Below are 18,789 nucleotides of genomic sequence, written 5' to 3'. Positions count from 1 at the left end.
GCAGGGGCAGCGTCGGGCTCAGTGGGTGAGGACCAGCTTGATCGCGACGATCAGCACCGCGACGAACCCGAGTACGAACGATGAGACGAGGGTGTTCCGAGTCGGGCGTTCACCGCGCAACCGGGTGATGACGTAGGCGATGCCCGCGATACGGGTGACCACCCAGACCTCGGCGAGCAGTAGCGCCGTGGTCAGTTCGATCCAGCCGAGTCCGCTGCCCAACCACACCAGCACCGCCGGGATCAGTGCCGACGTCAGGACCGGCACCGAGTCGCGGAGCTCGTCGAGTCGTTCCGACCAGGTCAGGGCATGGCCGGTTCGGGTGCTGCGCCCGAGGGATTCGGCGAAGGCGTGCGCGATGAAGGTGGAGATCCCGGTCCCGATGATCACCAGTGCCGCATGCGTGACGCTCGCGTTGTTCAGTGGCACGAGAGCGGCCAGCACCAGGATGTTGCCGTAGACGTAGGCACTGATCCGGCTGGCGTAGTCCTCGGTGGACAGGGGCTCGCGCGTCATGGGGTACAGCTTGGCATGCGCGGTCGGCGCAGTCGGCTCGGCGCCGCTCTCGCGCACTCAGCGTGTCCGCACGACGGTGCCGGGGGCCGACCGGGCGGCCAGCCCGGAGATCGCCATGACGATCAGGACGAGGACGGCGATGGATGCGGTGGCCATGGTCGAGCCTTCCTGTGCGGATGTTTTCCGGACAGGTTCCAGACTGCGGTACGTAGCCGTGGCGCACCTCGGAGCGAGTTATGGATTTGCTGAGAGTGTGCTGGCGGGGAGTCGGACGTCGGGTCAGCCCCGGGACGGATCCGAACCCGGCGCCGCGAGGCCGGCGGTCAGGGTGCGGATGCAGCGGACGGCGATGTCGGCGGGGCTCGGTCCGGCGCCGTCGGCGCCGGTGGTGCCGTCGGGGTCGCCGGTTCCGGCCCACGTCTGGATCGCCAGGCGCATCGCGGTGTTGCCCGCCACCGCCATCAGCCGGACGTCGACGGGGTCCGCGTCCGGGCCCATCAGGGGGCCCAGGACGGTGACGAGGGCTTCCTCGGTGTCGTGCACGACGCGGAACCACACCGATTCCAGGCCCGGGTCGCCCGGGACGGCGCGGAGCAGGCCGCGGCTCAGGCGCAGGGAGTCGCTGCCGAACCGGTCGGACCGGGACAGGGCCCGGTGCGCGGAGCTCGCGAGGGCCTCGACCGGCGGCGTCCCCGGCTCGGTGGCGGCCAGGTCGGCGATCCAGTCCGCGACACCGCCCGCGAGCAGGGGGGTGACCGCCGCCTCCTTGGTGGGGAAGTAGCGGTAGAAGGTGCGCAGTCCGATGCCCGCCGCGGTGGCGATGTCCTCCGCGGTGACGGCGGCCGCGCCGCGGGCGGCGAACAGCTCGGCCGCGCAGCGGGCGATCTCGAGCTGGGTCTGGGCCTTGCGGCGCTCGGTCAGTGAGCGGGGGGCTTGCGCGATCGGGTCGGCCATGGTCACCATCATGGCACGTTGTGCCACTCCGGCGTAGCGTGCAGGTACGCAGTCTGCAGACCAGGAGTGCTGCGGGAGACCAGAAGGAGTGCTGCTCATGAATCGCTTCGAGGGACGCAAGGTGCTCGTCACCGGCGCGGGATCGGGCATCGGTCAGGCCACCGTGGCTCGGCTGCTGTCCGAGGGCGGCGTCGTCGCGGCCGCGGACGTGTCCGAGCAGGGCCTCGCCGAGACCCGCAGGCGTGCGGAGGAGGCCGGCGTCGCGGACCGCCTCACCACCGCCGTCGTCGACATCTCCAGCGAGGACTCGGTACGTGAGGCCATCGGCGGGGCCATCGAAGGCCTCGGCGGCCTGCAGGTCCTCGTCAACGCGGCCGGCATCCTGCGGTCCTCGCACACCGCGGAGACCACTCTCGAGTTCTGGAACACGATGATCGGGGTCAACCTCACCGGCACGTTCCTCGTGACGCGTCAGGCACTGCCCGCCCTGCTCGAATCGGGGAAGGGTGTGGTGGTGAACTTCAGCTCCACCTCGGCGTCGTTCGCGCACCCGTACATGGCCGCCTACGCCGCGACGAAGGGCGGCATCCGGTCCTTCACGCACGCGATCGCGCTCGAGTACGCCAAGCAGGGCCTGCGCGCGGTCGCCGTCGAACCCGGCTCCATCGCGTCCGGGATGACCAGCAACCCCGGCTTCCCGGAGGAGGGCGTCGACCCGAGCCTGATCGGCAAGCTGTACCCGTGGATCGGCAACGGGTTCGCGCCGCCGGAGGACGTCGCCGGCGTGATCGCGATGCTCGCGTCCGATGACGGAAAGTTCGTCACCGGCACCGAGATTCGCATCGACGGCGGCACCCACATGTGACGCAGGCGCCTCCGGCGCTCGTGCGTGGTTTGCGGGTCCCCACACCCGCAAACCGCGCACGAGCAGCGGAGCTGCCCGTCTCCTAGACTCGGGCGCGATGAGTGCCACCGACCGCCCCGACCTCGACCAGCGCCGCCTGCAGCGACGCACGCGTCTGCTCGAGGTCGGCGTGGACCTGCTGGGGACGGCCGACGCTCCGGGCGTCAACGTGCGCGCCGCCTGCCGCGCGGCCGGCCTCACCGAGCGGTACTTCTACGAGAGCTTCGCCGACCGCGACACCTACATCCGGGAGGTGTACGCGGAGGTGGGCGAGCGGGCCCGTGCCGCGCTGGTGGCGGCGGTCGCGAAGGCCGACGGCCCCGCGGAGGTCGCCGAACACGCGGTGCGGGCGTTCGTCGAACTCGTCCTCGACCACCCGGAGGCGGGCCGGGTGCTGCTGCTGGCGCCGCTGCGCGAACCCGCGCTCGGCGGCCGCGGCCTCGCGCTCGCCCCGAGTTTCGTTGTCCTGGTGGCAGATCAACTGAAGGACATCGCCGATCCCGACGAACGGGCCCTGCGCGCCCTCGGCCTCGTCGGTGCCCTGACGAGCCTGTTCATCGGCTACCTCGACGGCACCGTCACCGTGCCGCGCGAGACCCTGATCCGGCACTGCCTCGGCCTGCTCGAGCGGGCGAGCAGGCTCTGACGCGGGGACCCGTCCCGGGGATGTCTAGATTGGCGAGCATGTCCACAACCCCGGATCGGGAGATCGTCGACGAGGCTCTCGGCACCTTCGTCCGTGGTCACCTCGACCTCACCGACGGAACCCGCCTCGACGACCGGCATTTCAGCCTGACACTCGAACTCGGCGGGCGGGACGTCGCATTCCTCGCCGCCGCCGTCGACCCCGACGAGGCCCGTTCGCTGCTGCCCAGGCTCCGCCGGGTCGTGCACGATCACGATCGGTTGGTCCGCAGCGCCGTCGAGGCCGTGGTCCGGCAATTCGGCGACGACCCACCGTCCGTCGAGGAACTCGCCGACGCCCACGACGATCTCGTGCTCGACACCGTCGAGACCCACCCCGGCGGCGACGTGGTGCTGCACCTGGCGGACACGTGTGGCGACCACTTCATGGACGGCTACTGGCCCGCGGTCCGACTCGATCCCGACGACAACGTGGTGGCTGTGACGGTCGAGTCGTGAGACTCCCGGCCTCGGGTGCGTTGCGCTACCGGAAGTCCGTGTACGCGTCGGCGCGCGGGCCGATCGCCGTGACCTCGACGATCCGCCGGATCTCGTCGATCCGGAAGACCACCCGATTGGCGCCCCGCGGGAACGAGTAGAGGAGTGACAGCGCCGGCGCGTCCAGTTCGGCGCCGATGGCGCGCGGGTCGTCGAGCAGGGGGCCGGTGAGGACGCCGAACAGCGCGAGTGCGTCGGGGGCGCGGACCGTTCCGGTGAGGGCGAGCGCCGCCGATCGTGCGACGGCCAGTCGATGGCGCGATTCCACCGAAGTCGGCGGGGTTGCTTCCCCGGGACCGCGGTCGGCGTCGTGCATGGCCCGACCGAGGGCGGCAGCGTCGACGACGTCCCCGGCGGCGATCTCGGCGACACCGAGCTCGTGCGCAGCCAGCATCGGCGGGTCGGACAGCAGGGCGATCGTCTCGCGCAGCCCGTCGTAGTGGTTCGCGCCGAGGAGAACCGCCGCGCGCGCTCCGCCCGCGATGATGTCGAACCGTTCCTTTCCTCGGGTGGTTGCCGCGATCAGTTCGGGCAGTCGTTCCTGCGCGTCGCCCACCTGGAGAATCGTCATGTGGTGACGGTAGCGGTCTGCGGCTGGCAGTTCGGGCACCAGAAGATCTGCCGCTCACGATCGGGTGTGCCGTCACCGAGCATGCCGGCCGCGACGAGGGTGCCGCAGCGCAGGCACGGCTTGCCCGCGCGGCCGTACACCCACGTGGTGCGACCGCGACGGCGGTCGCCGGTGGTGATGCGGACGGTGCGGTCGCGGTTCGCGGTCAGCAGGCGGTGCGCGAGATCCGCCCACGCTCGCGGTTCCCCGGCGTCCGCGACGGGTGTCGCCGGGTGCACGCCGCGCAGGAAGCACAGTTCGCTGCGGTAGACGTTGCCCACCCCGGCCATCACGCGCTGATCGAGCAGGGCCACGCCGATCGGGCGGCCAGGCTCGGCGCCGAGGTTCGCCGCGGCGCGGCCGGTGTCCCAGTCGGGGCCGAGTAGATCCGGCCCCAAGTGCCCGACCGCGCGCTCCTCCTCGGCGCGCGCGAGCACCTCGACGATGCCGAGCTGGAACCCGACGGCGAGGAAATCCTCGGTGCCGAGCAGGATTCGGGCCTGCCAGGCGGGCCGGCGCCACCGCGCGCCCGCCGGGTACACGTGCCACTCGCCCTCCATCTTCAGGTGGGAGTGCACTGTCGCCTCGCCGACCCGGATCAGCAGGTGCTTGCCGCGGCTGAGCACCTCGTCGACCGGTCCGGGCGTCAGATCCACCGTCGCGAACCGAGGCACCCGGATGTCGCAGACCGTCAGCGGCGTGCCGATCAGCGCGCGGCGCAGCCTGCTCGCGGCCTGCCAGACGGTGTCACCCTCGGGCATCGGCACCGCCTCGCGCCGGGCGCATCCGGTCAGTGCCCATACGAGGTCCGTTTGCGCAGCCCGCGGGGCGTCGCCGAGAACCCCGCCTCGACCAGCGCGGGGGACAGCGGGCTGGTGTGCACCGACTCGCCGTCGACCTTCTCGATGACGATCTTGTCGACGCCGCCGCGGTCGACGAGTTCGGCCAGGGCGATGGCGGCGCTGTGCCGGGTCCCCGGGTCGTCGGTGAACGTGAGCAGTGTCTTGCCGCCCCGCTCGACGTAGAGCGCGAGCTCGCCGTCGACGAGGACGACCATCGCTCCGGCCTTGCGCCCCGGGCGATGACCGCCGTCGGTGGCGGGCCACGGCAGCGCGCCGCCGTACGGGTTCGCCGGGTCGGTCGCGGCGAGCGCGACCGCGGCGCGGGCGGGCTCGGCTCCCGGCTCCGCGAAGCCGCGGAGCCGGTCCACCACCTCGGACGTCGAGAACTGGGCCGCACCGAGACCGTTCACGAAGTAGCCGCGCCGGCACCGGCCGCCGTCCTCGAACCCGCGCAACACCTTGTACATCAGCGCGAACCCGCCGGGCACGTCCTCCGCGACCACCGAGCCTCGGGTGAGCACCCCGTACCGGTCGAGCAGCAGGTCGGCGCGGGCGTGCGCACGGATCGTCGGGTCCGGCTCCGGATCGGGCAGCAGCGACCACCGGCCGCCCACCGTCGGGGGACCGGTGCGGGACGGCAGTGCCGGCCGCGGCAACGCCCGGTACGCGCGGGTCCGGGGTGCGCGGCGCGGAGTCCGGTGGCTCGGGGTCGCTCGGGTGGTGCCCGACAGCAGCGCCCGCAGCGGCGCGAACGTGTCGCCCGACAGGTGCCCGGCCCACACCAGTTGCCACAGCGCCTCGACCAGCGCCGGGTCGTCGGTGGACCCGATCTGGTCCGACAGGGTGCGGAAGAAGTACGCCCCGCCCGGCGCCAGGGTGTCGAGGATCGTGCGGTGCAGATCGGACAGTTCGATGTCCTGAGGTGGCGGCAGCGTCAGCGGCGCGGTGTCCGCCAGGTGCAGGCGGACCCAGCCGTCGCTGCCGGAGATCTGCCCGGCTCCGGACCACAGCACCTCTCCGGTGGTGGTCAGTTCGTCCAGCATCGACGGCCGGTAGTCGCGCACCCGCGACGGCAGCACCATCGACTCCCAGGCGGACGCCGGGATCGGCACCCCGGCGAGTTGGTCGATCACCGCCGCGACCCCGTCCACGCCGCGCAGTCCGCCGCCGACGTGCTGCCAGTCGGGGAGGAAGCGGCCGAGCGCCTCCGGTTCGACCGGTTCGACCTCGCGCCGGGCCGCGGCCAGGGACCTGCGCCGGATCCGGCGCAGCACTTCGGCGTCGCACCACTCCGAACCCGTTGCCGCGGGACGGAACTCGCCCTCGACGACCCGCTTGTCCTGCGCCAGCCGCAACAGCACGTCCCGGACCACCGAGGTGCCGAGCCCGAACCGGGAGGCACACTCGGCGAGCGTGAACGGACCGTGGGTGCGGGCGTAGCGGCCGATCAGGTCACCGAGCGGGTCGTCGACCGGCTCGATGAACGCGGCCGGGGTGCCGATCGGCAGCGGTACCCCGAGTGCGTCGCGCATTCGCGAGGCGTCCTCGATCGCGACCCACCACTGCTGCCCGGCGAACGCGACCCGCATCGCACGCTTGTGGGCTTCGAGCCCGGCCAGCCACTCCCGCGGATCCGCCGTGGCGCGGGCGGCCACCTCCGTTTCGGTCAGCGGTCCGAGCAGCCGCAACAGGTCGGCGACACCCTCGGCGTCCTTCGCGCGGCGGTCCTCGGCGAGCCGCTGCAGTTCGCGTTCGGTCTGCTCGATCACCGCCTCGTCGAGCAGTTCCCGCAACTCCACCCGGCCGAGCAGCTCGGCGAGCAGCGTCGAGTCCAACGACAGTGCGGCGGCGCGGCGTTCGGCGAGTGGACTGTCGCCCTCGTACATGAACGCGCCGACGTAGTCGAACAGCAGCGCCGTGGCGAACGGGGACGGCGACGGCGTCTCCACCTCCACGATCCGGATCCGGCGGCGGCCCACGTCGGTCAGCAGCCGGATCAGGGACGGCAGGTCGTACACGTCCTGCAGGCACTCGCGGACCGTCTCGAGCAGGATCGGGAACGTCGGGTACTTGCGGGCCACGTCCAGCAGTTGCGCGGACCGCTGCCGCTGCTGCCACAGCGGGGCGCGGCGACCCGGGTTGCGGCGCGGCAGCAGCAGGGCGCGGGCCGCACACTCGCGGAACCGCGACGCGAACAGCGCCGACGCCCCGACCTGCTCGGTGACGACGTCCTCGATCTCGTCGTGGTCGAAGACGAACAGCTCCGCACCGGGCGCCGCGTCCTCGGTGTCCGGCAGCCGGACGATGATGCCGTCGTCGGATGCGGTTGGCGCGGAATCGATCCCGTACCGCTCTTGCAGTCGGGCGCCGATCGCCAGAGCCCACGGTGCGTGCACCGGCAGCCCGTACGGGGAGTGCAGCACCAGCCGCCAGTCGCCAAGTTCGTCGCGGAACCGTTCCAGCACCAGGGTGCGGTCGCTGGGCACCTGCCCGGTCGCGGCACGCTGCTCGTCGACCAGCGCCAGCAGGTTGTTCGTCGCGTTCTCGTCGAGGCCCTGGGCGGTCAGCCGCGGCCGCAGCTCCGCCGGGTCGCCGAGCGCGGTCTCGCGCAGGAACCCGCCGAGCGCGGCGCCGAGCTCGGCGGGCCGGCCGAGGCCGTCGCCGTGCCAGAACGGCAACCGGCCCGGCATCCCGTAGGCGGGGGAGACCAGCACCCGGTCGTGGGTGATCTCCTCGATCCGCCAGCTGGTCGCGCCGAGCGCGAACACGTCCCCGACCCGGGACTCGTAGACCATCTCCTCGTCGAGCTCACCGACCCGCGCGTTGCGCTCACCCACCATGTAGACGGTGAACAGCCCACGGTCGGGGATCGCGCCGCCCGAGGTGACGGCGAGGCGCTGCGATCCGGGCCTGCCGGTCAGCACGTCGGCGTCGCGGTCCCACACCAGCCGCGGTCGCAATTCGGCGAACTCGTCGGACGGGTAGCGGCCGGCGAGCAGGTCCAGGGTGGCGTCGTAGGCGGACCGGGGCAGGGTCGCGAAGTTCCCGGTGCGCCGGACCGCGTCGAACCACGCCCCCGCGTCGATCGGGTCGAGCGCGCACACCGCGACGGTGTGCTGCGCCAGGATGTCGAGCGGGTTCGCCGGTACCGCAAGGGCTTCGATCTTCCCGGTGGTCATCCGCTCCACCGTGACGGCACAGTGGATCAGGTCGGTGCGGTGCTTCGGGAAGAGCACGCCGCGGGAGATCTCCCCGACCTGGTGCCCCGCCCGGCCGACGCGCTGCAGCCCGCTGGCCACCGACGGCGGTGCCTCGACCTGGATCACCAGGTCCACCGCACCCATGTCGATGCCGAGTTCGAGACTGGACGTGGCGACCACGCACCGCAGCCGGCCGGACTTGAGGTCGTCCTCGATCAGTGCGCGTTGGTCCTTGCTGACCGATCCGTGGTGGGCGCGCGCCAGCAGCGGCTCGGCGCCGTGGTTCACCTCGGTCGGCGCGCCGATCTGCGCAGGCGGCGCGTGCAGGGTGGTGACCGGGTCGCCGAGTCGCGCCGCGTACACCTCGTTCAGTCGTGCGGTCAGGCGTTCGGCGAGGCGGCGCGAATTGGCGAACACGATCGACGAGGAGTGCTCGAGCACCAGGTCGACGATCTGTTCCTCGACGTGCGGCCAGATCGAACCCTGCTGCGGCGCCGGTGATTCCGAGGTCGGGTCCGGGTCGGTGACACCGAGCTCGGTCATGTCCTCGACCGGGACCCGGACCGTCAGGTCGAACGTCTTCGGTGCGGGCGGTGCGACGACGTGCACCGGCGCCGAGCCGGCCAGGAACCGGGCCACCTCCTCGTGCGGGCGGACGGTGGCGGAGAGCCCGATCCGCTGCGCCGGCCGGTCCAGCAGCATGTCCAGCCGCTCGAGCGAGAGGGCCAGGTGCGCGCCGCGTTTGGTGGCGGCGACGGCGTGCACCTCGTCGACGATCACCGTCCGCACCGTCGCCAGGGTCTCGCGGGCCGCGGAGGTGAGCATCAGGAACAGCGACTCGGGGGTGGTGATCAGGATGTCCGGCGGGGTGCGCAGCATCGCGCGCCGCGTGGCCGGGGCGGTGTCGCCCGACCGGACGCCGACGGTGATCTCCGGCGGCGTCAGGCCGAGTCGCTTCGCGGTCTGGGTGATCCCGACGAGTGGGGCGCGCAGGTTGCGTTCGACGTCCACCGCCAGTGCCTTGAGCGGCGAGACGTAGACGACCGTCGTCCCGGTGGGCTGCTCCTCCGTCGTGTCGGCGAGCCGGTGCGGGCGGGTGGCCAGCTGGTCGAGGGCCCACAGGAACGCCGAGAGGGTCTTTCCGGAGCCGGTCGGTGCGACGACGAGGGCGTGCGAACCGTCCGCGATCGCCTCCCACGCACCGAGCTGTGCGGACGTCGGCGCAGGGAAGGCACCCGCGAACCACTCGCGGGTGGGCGCCGAGAACCTGTCGAGCACGGCGTCCCTGCGCCCATCCCGCACGGCGTCGCTGCGCCCATCCTGCACGGCATCCATGGGTCCATCCTGCCTCGCGCCCCCGACATCACGAGTGGGTGTCGAAACGGCGCGGTCCCTCGACAGGTGTCGTAGCCTGCCCGGATGACCACTGCGGAAGCTCGGTTCCGGCGGGTGGGCGCCGGCGAACCGGTCTTGCTGATTCACCCGTTCGCGCTGTCTCATCACGTGTGGCGACGAACCGCCGACCTGCTGGCCGCCGACCACGACGTGCTGGCGGTCTCGATGCCGGGACACTGGGCCGGGGAACGCGTCCGGCCCTTCGACGTCAGCATCGACAACTACGCCGACGGTGTGGAGCGGATCGTCGACGAGCTCGGCTGGGACACCTGCCACATCGTCGGCAACTCCCTCGGCGGCTGGGTCGGCTTCGAACTCGAGCGGCGCGGCCGCGCACGTTCCCTGACGGCGATCGCCCCGGCCGGCGGCTGGTCGGACCTCTCGCCGTCCGAACTGCGACTCGGGGCGATCTTCCTGGCGCTGGCGCCGTTCATCGGGATCGGGCGCCTGATCGGTGACCAGGCGTGGAGGATGCCACTGGTGCGGCGACTGGTGCTGTGGCTGCTCTCCCACGACGACGCCGCGGTGCCCGCCGACGACCTCCGGCTGGTCATCAAGGCCGCGACGCACTGCGGCGCGTTCCTGCCGACCGAATGGATGGGCTTGCGGGACGGCGGAATCCGCGGCATCGGCCGGGTTCGGGTCTCGACACTGCTGGTGCTGTGCGAGCACGACACGCTGCTGCCGATCGAGACGTACGGCCGGCGATTCCTCGACGAGCTGCCCGCCACCGCAGGCCGGGTGGTTCTGCCCGGGGTCGGGCACATCCCGATGCTGGAGAATCCGGCGCTGGTCGCCGAGACGATCCGCGGGCACGTGACGGCCGCCGTCGAACGTCCGATCGCGCGTTAGCCGCTGCCGAGTCGGTCCAACAGCGCCGAGCGGATCTGCGGCCGCGACGCGGCGACCAGGGTCAACGTCGCCTCCCGCATCAGCCGTTCGGCGGTGCTGCCGCCGATCGACGCCGCACTTCCCGTGGCGGTCACCAGCGCGGCCGCGGTCACGATGGCCAGTTCCGATGCGGCGGCGCGGGCGTCGTACAAGTCGCCGGCCACGGTCAGCGCCTTGTCCAGACGCTCGCGGACCGTGTCGGCGGCCGACTCGAACGGATCGACGTCGACTCCCCGCTCCGCGAGCTCGGTCCGGCAGCGCCGTGCCACGCCGGTTGCCATGCAGCCGTTCAACCACGACCCGAACAGCTGACCGGCCGCGAACACCTCGGGCGAGGTGACATTCGCGACCCGGGCGTCCGGAACCTCGAACCCGTCGAGCCGCAGCCGCACCGTGTTGCTGCCGCGGGCCGCGATCAGCGGAAGTTCTTCGACGACGACCGCCTCGGTGGCGGTGGCGTCCACCACCAGGTGGACGATCGAGTCGTCGAACTCGTCACGGGCGGACAGTTGCAGGACGTCGACGATGTCCCAGCCGGTGACGAACGGCGCGACCCCGTCGAGCACGTATCCGCCGTCCACCCGTCGCGCGTAGAGCAGTGGCGGCTGCGGGATCGCGCCGGCGAACGCCACCCCGCCGCGGACCGACCCGTTGACCAGGCCGTCCCAGAGTCGTTCACGGAGATCGTGATTCGGGCTCGAGGCGAGCGAGCTGACGACACCGTGGTGCTGCATCCAGGTGAATGCGGTGGCCAGGCAGCCGCCGCAGAGGATCTCGACCACCGCGACCAGCTCGCCGGTGTCGAGTGCCGGGCCGCCCCGGTCCGGGGGCGCGGCGAGCCCGTAGAACCCGGCCTCGGCCAGTGCGGCGAAGTGGCTCGACGGGATCTCGCCGTCGGCGTCCACGCTGTCGGCGGCCGGGAACAGCACGTCCTCGGCGACTTCGTGAGCGAGCTCGGACCAGTGCGTCACGCCCTCAGGGTAAGGGCCCGGAGACGGCATCGGCGCGAGGCGGCTCCGCCGCCGGTGAGTCCTTCCGGCCCGCCACCGGACCGGAAGGACTCACGATGCGTCAGCGCCCGAACTCGACGCCCTGTGCCAGGGGCAGCTGGTCGGAGTGGTTGACGGTGTTGGTGGCCCGGCGCATGTACGCCTTCCACGAGTCGGAGCCCGACTCGCGACCGCCGCCGGTGTGCTTCTCGCCGCCGAACGCGCCGCCGATCTCGGCGCCCGAGGTGCCGATGTTGACGTTCGCGATGCCGCAGTCCGACCCGTCGGCGGCGAGGAACCGCTCGGCCTCGCGCTGGTCGAGGGTGAAGATCGCCGACGACAACCCCTGCGGGACCGCGTTGTGGAGCGCGATCGCCTCGTCGAGGTCTTCGTAGGTCAGGACGTAGAGGACCGGCGCGAAGGTCTCCTCGCGGACCACCGCGGTCTGTGCGGGCATCCGGACGAGGGCGGGCGAGACGTACACCCCGGGCCGCTCGACCCGGTCGCCGCCGCAGACCACCGTGCCGCCGTCGGCGCGGGCCCGGTCCAGTGCGGAAACCATGCCGTCCCAAGCCTGTTCGCGGACCAGTGGACCGACCAGGACGCCGTCGTCGAGGGGGCTGCCCACCGGCAACTTCCGGTAGGCGGCCGCCACCCGGTCGACGACGGTGTCCACGATCGACGAGTGCACGATCAGCCTGCGCAGTGTGGTGCAGCGCTGCCCGGCGGTACCCGCGCCTGCGAACACGATCGCCCGGACCGCGAGATCCAGGTCGGCGGAGGGGGCGACGACCGCGGCGTTGTTGCCGCCCAGTTCGAGCAGGCAGCGGCCGAACCGGGCCGCGACCCGCGGGCCCACCTCCCGGCCCATGCGGACGGAGCCGGTGGCGCTGACGAGAGCCACCCGTGGATCGTCGACGAGCCGCTCGCCCACCGGACCGGTCCCGAGCAGCACCCGGTGCACGCCGTCGGGGGCGCCGGTGTCCGCCGCCGCGCGCCGGACCAGCGCGTCGCAGGCGAGCGCGGTCAGCGGGGTCAGTTCGGACGGCTTCCACACCACCGGGTCCCCGCACACGAGCGCCACGGCGGCGTTCCACGACCACACCGCGACCGGAAAGTTGAACGCCGAGATCACCGCGACGACGCCGAGTGGGTGCCACGTCTCCATCAATCTGTGCCCGGGCCGCTCGGAAGGCATTGTCCGGCCGTACAACTGGCGGGACAGCCCGACCGCGAACTCGCAGACGTCGATCATCTCCTGCACCTCACCGAGGGCCTCGGATTCGATCTTGCCCGCCTCGATCGTCACCAGTGTTGCGAGGTCCTGCTTGTGTTCGGTGAGCAGTTCCCCGAGCCGGCGCACGAGCGCGCCCCGCTGCGGTGCGGGCACGACCCGCCACCGCTCGAAGGCGTGCCGGGAGTCGGTGATCGCGGCGTCCACCTGCTCGGGGGTGGAGGACTGCAGCCGGAACAGTGTCGATCCATCGATCGGCGTGCGGGCGGGCAGGTCCCCGTCGTCGGGTGGCGTGGGGACACCGCACGCCTGCAGGGCCCGGGCGGCGAGTTCGCGTGGGGAAGTGGGGGACATCGGATGCACCTCTTGCGGTCGCGGCGGATGGGAACCTACTGGGCTAGCCTGCCCCCATGTCGGAGCCACTGGACGAGATCGACACGTTGCTCGTGCGGGAACTCGTCGACGACGGACGGGCGACGCTCGCCACGCTCGCGGAAAAGGCCGGTTTGTCGGTGTCGGCGGTCCAGACCCGGGTGCGCCGGCTCGAGGCGCGCGGCGTGATCCGCGGATACGGTGCGCGCGTCGACCCCGAAGCGCTCGGTGAGGAACTGTCCGCTTTCGTGGCGATCACTCCCTTCGATCCGTCGGGTCCCGACGATGCGCCTGCTCGCCTGGCGCACATTCCGGAGATCCGGGCCTGCCACTCGGTCGCGGGGGAGGAGAGCTACGTCCTGCTGGTGCGGGTGGAGTCTCCGCGGGCGCTCGAGCGGCTGTTGCAGCTGATCCGGACCACAGCCAACGTCCGTACCCGCAGCACCATCATTCTGCAGACATTTTACGACAGGGCATAGATAGGGCCGGAAATGTTACTGAATATCGTGTCTGAACGGGAAGTTTTGGCCTAACCTCGGAATATGAGTGGCGCGGTCGATCAGCGGCGCGGAGTCGGGGACATCGGACCCGGCGAGGTTCTCGGCGTGCTGGGTGCGCACATGCTGGTCGACGGATTCGACCTCGTCCTCGACCTCGCCCGATCCCGCGGTCGCACGCTGGTCGACCAGCGCGACGGCACCGAATATCTCGACATGTTCGGGTTCTTCGCCTCGAACGCGCTCGGCATGAACCATCCCGCGCTCGCCGACGACGGGGAGTTCCTCGCCGAACTCGCCGAAGTCGCAGTGAACAAGCCGAGCAACTCCGACGTCTACACCGTCGAGATGGCACGCTTCGTGCAGGCATTCGAGCGGGTCCTCGGCGATCCCGCGCTGCCGCACCTGTTCCTCGTCGACGGCGGCGCGCTCGCGGTCGAGAACGCGCTCAAGGTCGCGTTCGACTGGAAGAGCCGCCGCAACGAGGCGACCGGCCGGGACCGCGCGCTCGGTTCCCAGGTGCTGCACCTGCGGCACGCCTTCCACGGTCGCAGCGGCTACACCCTGTCGCTGACCAACACCGATCCGGTCAAGGTCGCACGGTTCCCGCTGTTCGCGTGGCCGCGGATCGACGCCCCCGCGATCGAAGCCGGGACGGACATCGCCGCGGCCGAGGCCCGCGCACTCGACCAGGCTCGGTGCGCTTTCGTCGAGAACCCTTACGACATAGCCTGTTTCGTTGCCGAACCCATCCAGGGGGAGGGGGGTGACCGGCACCTGCGGGCGGAGTTCCTGCTGGCGATGGCCGACCTGTGCCGCGAGCACGACGCGCTGTTCGTCCTCGACGAGGTGCAGACCGGCGCCGGGCTCACCGGCACCGCCTGGGCCTACCAGCAACTGGGGTTGCGACCGGACGTCGTCGCGTTCGGGAAGAAGACCCAGGTGTGCGGGATCATGGCCGGCGGCCGCGTCGACGAGATCCCCGACAACGTCTTCGCGGTGAGTTCACGGATCAACTCCACGTGGGGCGGCAACCTCACGGACATGGTGCGCGCCCGGCGCATCCTCGAGGTGATCGAGCGCGACCGGCTCATCGACCGGGCCCGGCTCCTCGGCTCGCACCTGCTCACCGAATTGACGGCGCTCGCACGCAGGCACGACGGGGTGAGCGACCCGCGTGGCCGCGGCCTGATGTGCGCGATCACCCTCGACACCGCGGGGCGCCGCGACGCCGCCGTCGCCGCCCTGCGCGAGTGCGAGCGGGTACTGGTTCTCGGCACCGGGGAACGGGGGATCCGGTTCCGGCCGCCGCTGACCGTCACCGCCACCGAACTGTCGGACGCCGTCGCCGCGCTGGACCGGGTGCTCGCGGCGGACGGGGTGCCGGGGGCCTGACCGGGCGGGGCTTCGGGAGAACGTGTCGGTGCCCCCTGTCATTCTGGTCGGCTCCGCGGTGGAGCGGCGAGGACCCGCGTGAACGAGGCTGTGCGACAGCCTCGTCCGCGTGCCGGTCCCGCCCCGAACCTGCACCCGAGGAACCAGCACTTGAACGAGTTCGATCCGACCACACATCCCGATCCGGCCGTCTCGAAGGCGACCTGGGTGATCGGTGTCGCCGCCGCGCTGGTGCTCGGCATGGCGATCGGCGTCGTCATGACCGAGGCCGCCGCACCGAGCGCGGGGGCGCCCTGTGCGCCGTGGCCGCAGCCTGCGCGCACCGTCGAAGTGTCGACCGGGCAGTGAGGTGAGCGGAGCGGCGGGGGATGGGCGCAGACGGTGTCCGCGGCGTGGTTTACCGTGCAGGCATGAGCATCTCGCGCCCGGTCGGGTCGCCGATTCCAGTCGCCTCCGTCCCCAACCTGCGGGATGCGGGCGGGTACCGCACCACGGACGGCGCGGTGGTGCGCAGCGGCCGGGTCTACCGCTCCACCGATCTGGGCGCGGTCGCGGACTCGGACCGGTCCGCGCTCGACGCCCTCGGCGTCGCGACGGTGTTCGACCTGCGGACACTCGCCGAACGCGAGCACCGCCCGGACCGCGTGCCGACCGGCGCGAAGGAGGTCGCGCTCGACGTGCTCGCCGACCGCGACCCGTCCGCCGCCCCGGCGATGATGCAGAAGCTCATCGGCGATCCCGTCCTCGCGGAGCAGCTGCTCGGCGGCGACGCCGGCGGCACCAACTCGCACCTGCTCGGCAGCTACCGCGAGTTCGTGTCCATGCCGTCCGCGGTCGCCGCGTACCGGGCGCTGTACACCGACCTGGCCCGCCGCGAGGACACACCGGTTCTGATTCACTGCACCACCGGCAAGGACCGCACCGGGTGGGCCGTGGCCGCGCTGCTGCTGGTCCTCGGCGTCGACGAGAACCAGGTGTTCGAGGAGTACCTGCTGACCAACGAGCAGCTGCTGCCCGCGCTCGCGCCGGTGTTCGACCGGTTCCGCAGCGCCGGCGGCAACCCCGACATCCTCCTGCCGCTGCTCGGCGTGCGCCGCGAGTACCTGGAGGCCGCGCTAGACCAGATGCACACCGACTTCGGCGACATCGAGGGCTACTTCGTGCGGGGTCTCGGGCTCGGCACCGAGGATGTCGACGCGTTGCGGGCCCGGCTCCTCACCCGGGACTGACGGCCGCAGCGTCCCACGCGACACGAACCGGTCCCCGAGACGGTTGGGGAGCCACCGGTGTCGGATTCGCCTACTTTGGGCAGATGACGATCACGCCCGGCACGAGCATCCCGATCCTGTCCGTCCCGAACCTGCGCGAGATCGGCGGGTATCGCACCCGTGACGGCGCGACGGTCCGCTTCGGTCGCTTCTACCGTTCGACGGATCTGAGCAAGGTCACCGTCGACGATGCGATCAGGCTCGCCGACCTCGGTCTCGTGACGGTGTTCGACCTGCGCACCGCGGCCGAGCGCGACGCGGCGCCCGATCGGGCGCCGGCATCGGTTCGGGAGGTGCCGCTGGACGTGCTGGCCGACCAGGTGCAGGCGTCGATGGCCGCCCAGATGCAGTCCGTGCTGGAGGAACCGGCGATCCTCGAGAAGTATCTCGGCGACACCCACGCGATGGACCTGTTCCTCGAGGTCTATCGCGACCTGGTCACCCTGCCGAGCGCGCTCGCGTCGTACCGGGCGATGTTCGTCGACCTCGCGGCGCCCGACGCCCTGCCCGCCCTCGTGCACTGCACGACGGGCAAGGACCGTACCGGCTGGGCCACCGCGTCGCTGCTGCTCCTGCTCGGTGTCGACGAGGACGACGTGTTCCACGACTACCTGCTGACCAACGACCAGCTGCTGCCGTCGTTCCAGGCCGTCTTCGACAAGTTCACCGCAGGGGGTGGCGACCCGAAACTTCTCGAGCTGGTGCTCGGCGTCCGTCCCGAATATCTGCAGACGGCTCTGGGGCAGATGCGGGAGAAGTTCGGGACGGTGGAGGGATACTTCGCCGACGGTCTCGGGATCGACGGGGCCGCGCAGCAGGCCATTCGTTCGCATCTGCTCGAGGGCTGAAACGCACGCCCGGGTTGCGTGCCGGGGCGCACGGGTGGTCAGCGCCGCGACTCCAGCATCTCGCGGACCCAGGCCGGTACCAGGTCGCCGGCCCGGCCCTGCCGTGTCTCGTGAAACAGGTGGCTTCCCTCACTGGGCTCGAGGTTGAGCTCGAGGGTCCGGGCACCGTGCTGCCGGGCGTGCCGGACGAACCCGGCCGCGGGGTAGACCGCACCGGAGGTGCCGATGGACACGAAGTGGGTGGCCTCGGTGAGGGCGTCGGCGATGCGCTCCATCTCGTACGGGATCTCGCCGAACCACACCACGTCGGGCCGCAGGTCGGCGACTCCGCAGCGGGGGCAGGGCGGCCCGTCGATCAAACCGTCGTCCCACGGCGAGGCGACGCCGCACGCGCGGCACAGGGCCTTGCGGAGCTCGCCGTGCATGTGGATCACGTTGCGCGAGCCGGCCCGCTCGTGCAGGTCGTCGATGTTCTGGGTGACGACCAGTAGCCTCGTTCCGAGTGTCTCTTCCAACTCGGCCAGCGCCCGGTGGGCGTGATTCGGTTCGACGGTGCGCAGCGCGTCGCGGCGGGCGTCGTAGAACCGCTGCACCGTGAGCCGGTCACGCTCGAACCCCTCCGGCGTGGCCACGTCCTCGATCCGGTGGCTCTCCCACAGGCCGTCGGCGTCGCGAAAGGTCGGCACTCCGCTCTCTGCGGAGATGCCGGCACCGGTCAGGACCACGATCTGGGACACGGAAAAAGGCTACCCGTGCACCGAGTGCCCGCGCCGTCGCCCGGCGGTCGCCCTCAGCGGTCGGCTACGGTGAGCCCGAGCGCTCCCTCGGCGAAACGCCGGACGGCATCGCTCGCGCTCGCCAGTGCGTCGTCGTGGCCGTGTCGTGCCCAGCCGCCGAGCTCGCCGACGTCACCGCGCGGCGTCAGGCCGACCTCGGCGAGCAGTTCGCCGGTGGTGGGTTCGCACACCGCCCACGAGTAGTGCTCCTCCGCCGCCCACTGCGCGGTGCGGTTGGCGATGTAATCCGGGTCGGTGACACCGCCGTCGGCGAGGGCGGGACGGTCGTCGACGCGCTCGTCCTCCCGCAGTGCACGCAGATACCAGGAACCGGCGTTGATCTCGATCGGTTCCATCAGCCCTCGTCTCCGTCCCCGAGCTCGCGGCGGCGGTGGTCCCGGTGCCTGCGCTGCTTGCGTTCGCGATCGGTGCCGAACAGCAGGATGCCGGCGGCGGGGATCGCGAGGAACCACAGCCAGCTGCCGGTGACGAAGAAGAGCAGAAGGGCGACGAGCGGGATCAGCGCCATGATCCGGCCCTGCCAGTCGGGGGAGAAGCGGCGGTCCGGGGTGGAGGCGTCCGCGGGCGCGGCGGTCGCTGCCGTCGGCGTGGGGAGATCCGCAAACACCTGCTCGAGCTGTCCGCGGGTGGTCGCGGCGGTGATCAGCCCGCTGCGCTCGTCGAACTCGGTCACCGACAACCGGCCGTCGCTGAAGTGCCGGCTGAGTTGTTCGAGCGCCTGCTCGCGTTCGGCGGTCCCGATGCGAATCTCCGGTGGTTCGGCCATGTCGACAGACTAACGACTGCGTTGAAACGCCGAATGCCCCCGACCTCGGGGTCGGGGTCGGGGGCATTCGGCGTGAGCGTCTTACTTGAGTTCGGCGAGGACGGTGCCCTGCGTGATCGCGGCACCCGG

The 18,789-nt window shown here is 71.6% G+C and carries 19 protein-coding genes; 9 read left to right on the top strand and 10 right to left on the bottom strand.

Features of this window, described 5'->3' with window-relative positions; genetic code table 11:
* Window positions 1-18: 18 nt before the first annotated feature.
* Window positions 19-516: a hypothetical protein gene (locus tag ACWDU4_RS22495; RefSeq protein ID WP_450116149.1), complete on the bottom strand. Its 498-nt coding sequence runs from the start codon at window positions 514-516 to the stop codon at window positions 19-21.
* A gap of 279 nt (window positions 517-795) precedes the next feature.
* Window positions 796-1,497: a TetR/AcrR family transcriptional regulator gene (locus ACWDU4_RS22490; protein WP_450116148.1), complete on the bottom strand. Its 702-nt coding sequence runs from the start codon at window positions 1,495-1,497 to the stop codon at window positions 796-798.
* A gap of 70 nt (window positions 1,498-1,567) precedes the next feature.
* On the opposite strand from ACWDU4_RS22490, the gene ACWDU4_RS22485 reads away from it, so the two are divergent.
* The 3 genes from ACWDU4_RS22485 to ACWDU4_RS22475 all read left to right on the top strand — a co-directional run bounded on the left by ACWDU4_RS22485 (window position 1,568) and on the right by ACWDU4_RS22475 (window position 3,517).
* Complete coding sequence (locus ACWDU4_RS22485) at window positions 1,568-2,335, top strand: SDR family NAD(P)-dependent oxidoreductase (RefSeq protein ID WP_450116147.1); 768 nt, start codon at window positions 1,568-1,570, stop codon at window positions 2,333-2,335.
* Window positions 2,336-2,432: 97 nt separating this feature from the next.
* The gene (locus ACWDU4_RS22480) at window positions 2,433-3,020 is read left to right on the top strand and encodes a TetR/AcrR family transcriptional regulator (RefSeq protein ID WP_450116146.1); all 588 of its coding nucleotides are present in this window, start codon (window positions 2,433-2,435) and stop codon (window positions 3,018-3,020) included.
* Window positions 3,021-3,058: 38 nt separating this feature from the next.
* On the top strand, window positions 3,059-3,517 hold the full coding sequence (locus ACWDU4_RS22475) for a hypothetical protein (RefSeq protein WP_450116145.1): 459 nt from the start codon (window positions 3,059-3,061) through the stop codon (window positions 3,515-3,517).
* A 25-nt stretch (window positions 3,518-3,542) separates the two neighbouring features.
* On the opposite strand, the gene ACWDU4_RS22470 is transcribed toward ACWDU4_RS22475, so the two are convergent.
* From ACWDU4_RS22470 to ACWDU4_RS22460, 3 genes are read right to left on the bottom strand one after another with little or no spacing between them, the layout of a single operon-like run.
* Complete coding sequence (locus tag ACWDU4_RS22470; protein WP_450116144.1) at window positions 3,543-4,127, bottom strand: hypothetical protein; 585 nt, start codon at window positions 4,125-4,127, stop codon at window positions 3,543-3,545.
* Window positions 4,124-4,927: a DNA-formamidopyrimidine glycosylase family protein gene (locus tag ACWDU4_RS22465; protein WP_450116143.1), complete on the bottom strand. Its 804-nt coding sequence runs from the start codon at window positions 4,925-4,927 to the stop codon at window positions 4,124-4,126. The genes ACWDU4_RS22470 and ACWDU4_RS22465 overlap by 4 nt, the downstream gene beginning before the upstream one ends.
* A 29-nt stretch (window positions 4,928-4,956) precedes the next feature.
* Window positions 4,957-9,543 (bottom strand): ATP-dependent helicase, encoded by a 4,587-nt coding sequence (locus tag ACWDU4_RS22460; protein ID WP_450116142.1) that lies wholly within the window; start codon window positions 9,541-9,543, stop codon window positions 4,957-4,959.
* Window positions 9,544-9,627: 84 nt separating this feature from the next.
* On the opposite strand from ACWDU4_RS22460, the gene ACWDU4_RS22455 reads away from it, so the two are divergent.
* Window positions 9,628-10,455 carry an alpha/beta fold hydrolase gene (locus ACWDU4_RS22455; protein WP_450116141.1) on the top strand — a complete coding sequence of 276 codons (828 nt, stop codon included), beginning with the start codon at window positions 9,628-9,630 and terminating at the stop codon, window positions 10,453-10,455.
* Here the strand turns inward: ACWDU4_RS22455 and ACWDU4_RS22450 are convergent.
* Both ACWDU4_RS22450 and amaB read right to left on the bottom strand, forming a co-directional pair.
* Window positions 10,452-11,465, bottom strand: a complete 1,014-nt coding sequence (locus ACWDU4_RS22450; protein WP_450116140.1) for an acyl-CoA dehydrogenase family protein — start codon at window positions 11,463-11,465, stop codon at window positions 10,452-10,454. The two genes, ACWDU4_RS22455 and ACWDU4_RS22450, sit on opposite strands and share 4 nt — an antisense overlap.
* Window positions 11,466-11,565: 100 nt before the next feature.
* Window positions 11,566-13,071: an L-piperidine-6-carboxylate dehydrogenase gene (gene amaB / locus ACWDU4_RS22445; RefSeq protein ID WP_450116139.1), complete on the bottom strand. Its 1,506-nt coding sequence runs from the start codon at window positions 13,069-13,071 to the stop codon at window positions 11,566-11,568.
* A 56-nt stretch (window positions 13,072-13,127) separates the two neighbouring features.
* Between amaB and ACWDU4_RS22440 the strand changes: the two genes are divergently transcribed.
* The 5 genes from ACWDU4_RS22440 (at window position 13,128) to ACWDU4_RS22420 (ending at window position 17,097) form a co-directional block, all read left to right on the top strand.
* The gene (locus tag ACWDU4_RS22440) at window positions 13,128-13,568 is read left to right on the top strand and encodes an Lrp/AsnC family transcriptional regulator (RefSeq protein ID WP_450116138.1); all 441 of its coding nucleotides are present in this window, start codon (window positions 13,128-13,130) and stop codon (window positions 13,566-13,568) included.
* 63 nt (window positions 13,569-13,631) lie between these two features.
* Window positions 13,632-14,981: an L-lysine 6-transaminase gene (gene lat / locus ACWDU4_RS22435; protein ID WP_450116137.1), complete on the top strand. Its 1,350-nt coding sequence runs from the start codon at window positions 13,632-13,634 to the stop codon at window positions 14,979-14,981.
* A 150-nt stretch (window positions 14,982-15,131) separates the two neighbouring features.
* Complete coding sequence (locus ACWDU4_RS22430; protein WP_450116136.1) at window positions 15,132-15,329, top strand: hypothetical protein; 198 nt, start codon at window positions 15,132-15,134, stop codon at window positions 15,327-15,329.
* Window positions 15,330-15,391: 62 nt separating this feature from the next.
* The gene (locus ACWDU4_RS22425) at window positions 15,392-16,210 is read left to right on the top strand and encodes a tyrosine-protein phosphatase (RefSeq protein ID WP_450116135.1); all 819 of its coding nucleotides are present in this window, start codon (window positions 15,392-15,394) and stop codon (window positions 16,208-16,210) included.
* Between the two features lie 83 nt (window positions 16,211-16,293).
* Complete coding sequence (locus ACWDU4_RS22420) at window positions 16,294-17,097, top strand: tyrosine-protein phosphatase (protein WP_450116134.1); 804 nt, start codon at window positions 16,294-16,296, stop codon at window positions 17,095-17,097.
* Between the two features lie 38 nt (window positions 17,098-17,135).
* Here ACWDU4_RS22420 and ACWDU4_RS22415 read toward each other — a convergent pair whose 3' ends face one another.
* Genes ACWDU4_RS22415 through ACWDU4_RS22405 form a run of 3 tightly spaced genes read right to left on the bottom strand, consistent with a single transcriptional unit; the run spans window position 17,136 to window position 18,660 of the window.
* The gene (locus ACWDU4_RS22415; RefSeq protein WP_450116133.1) at window positions 17,136-17,834 is read right to left on the bottom strand and encodes an NAD-dependent deacylase; all 699 of its coding nucleotides are present in this window, start codon (window positions 17,832-17,834) and stop codon (window positions 17,136-17,138) included.
* Between the two features lie 53 nt (window positions 17,835-17,887).
* Window positions 17,888-18,229, bottom strand: coding sequence for a hypothetical protein (locus ACWDU4_RS22410; RefSeq protein WP_450116132.1), 342 nt, complete (start codon window positions 18,227-18,229; stop codon window positions 17,888-17,890).
* On the bottom strand, window positions 18,229-18,660 hold the full coding sequence (locus tag ACWDU4_RS22405; RefSeq protein WP_450116131.1) for a DUF1707 SHOCT-like domain-containing protein: 432 nt from the start codon (window positions 18,658-18,660) through the stop codon (window positions 18,229-18,231). The genes ACWDU4_RS22410 and ACWDU4_RS22405 overlap by 1 nt, the downstream gene beginning before the upstream one ends.
* Window positions 18,661-18,789 lie beyond the last annotated feature (129 nt).

It is taken from the genome of Rhodococcus sp. NPDC003348 (genome assembly GCF_053589375.1).
This window is presented reverse-complemented; position numbering and strand designations above follow the sequence as displayed.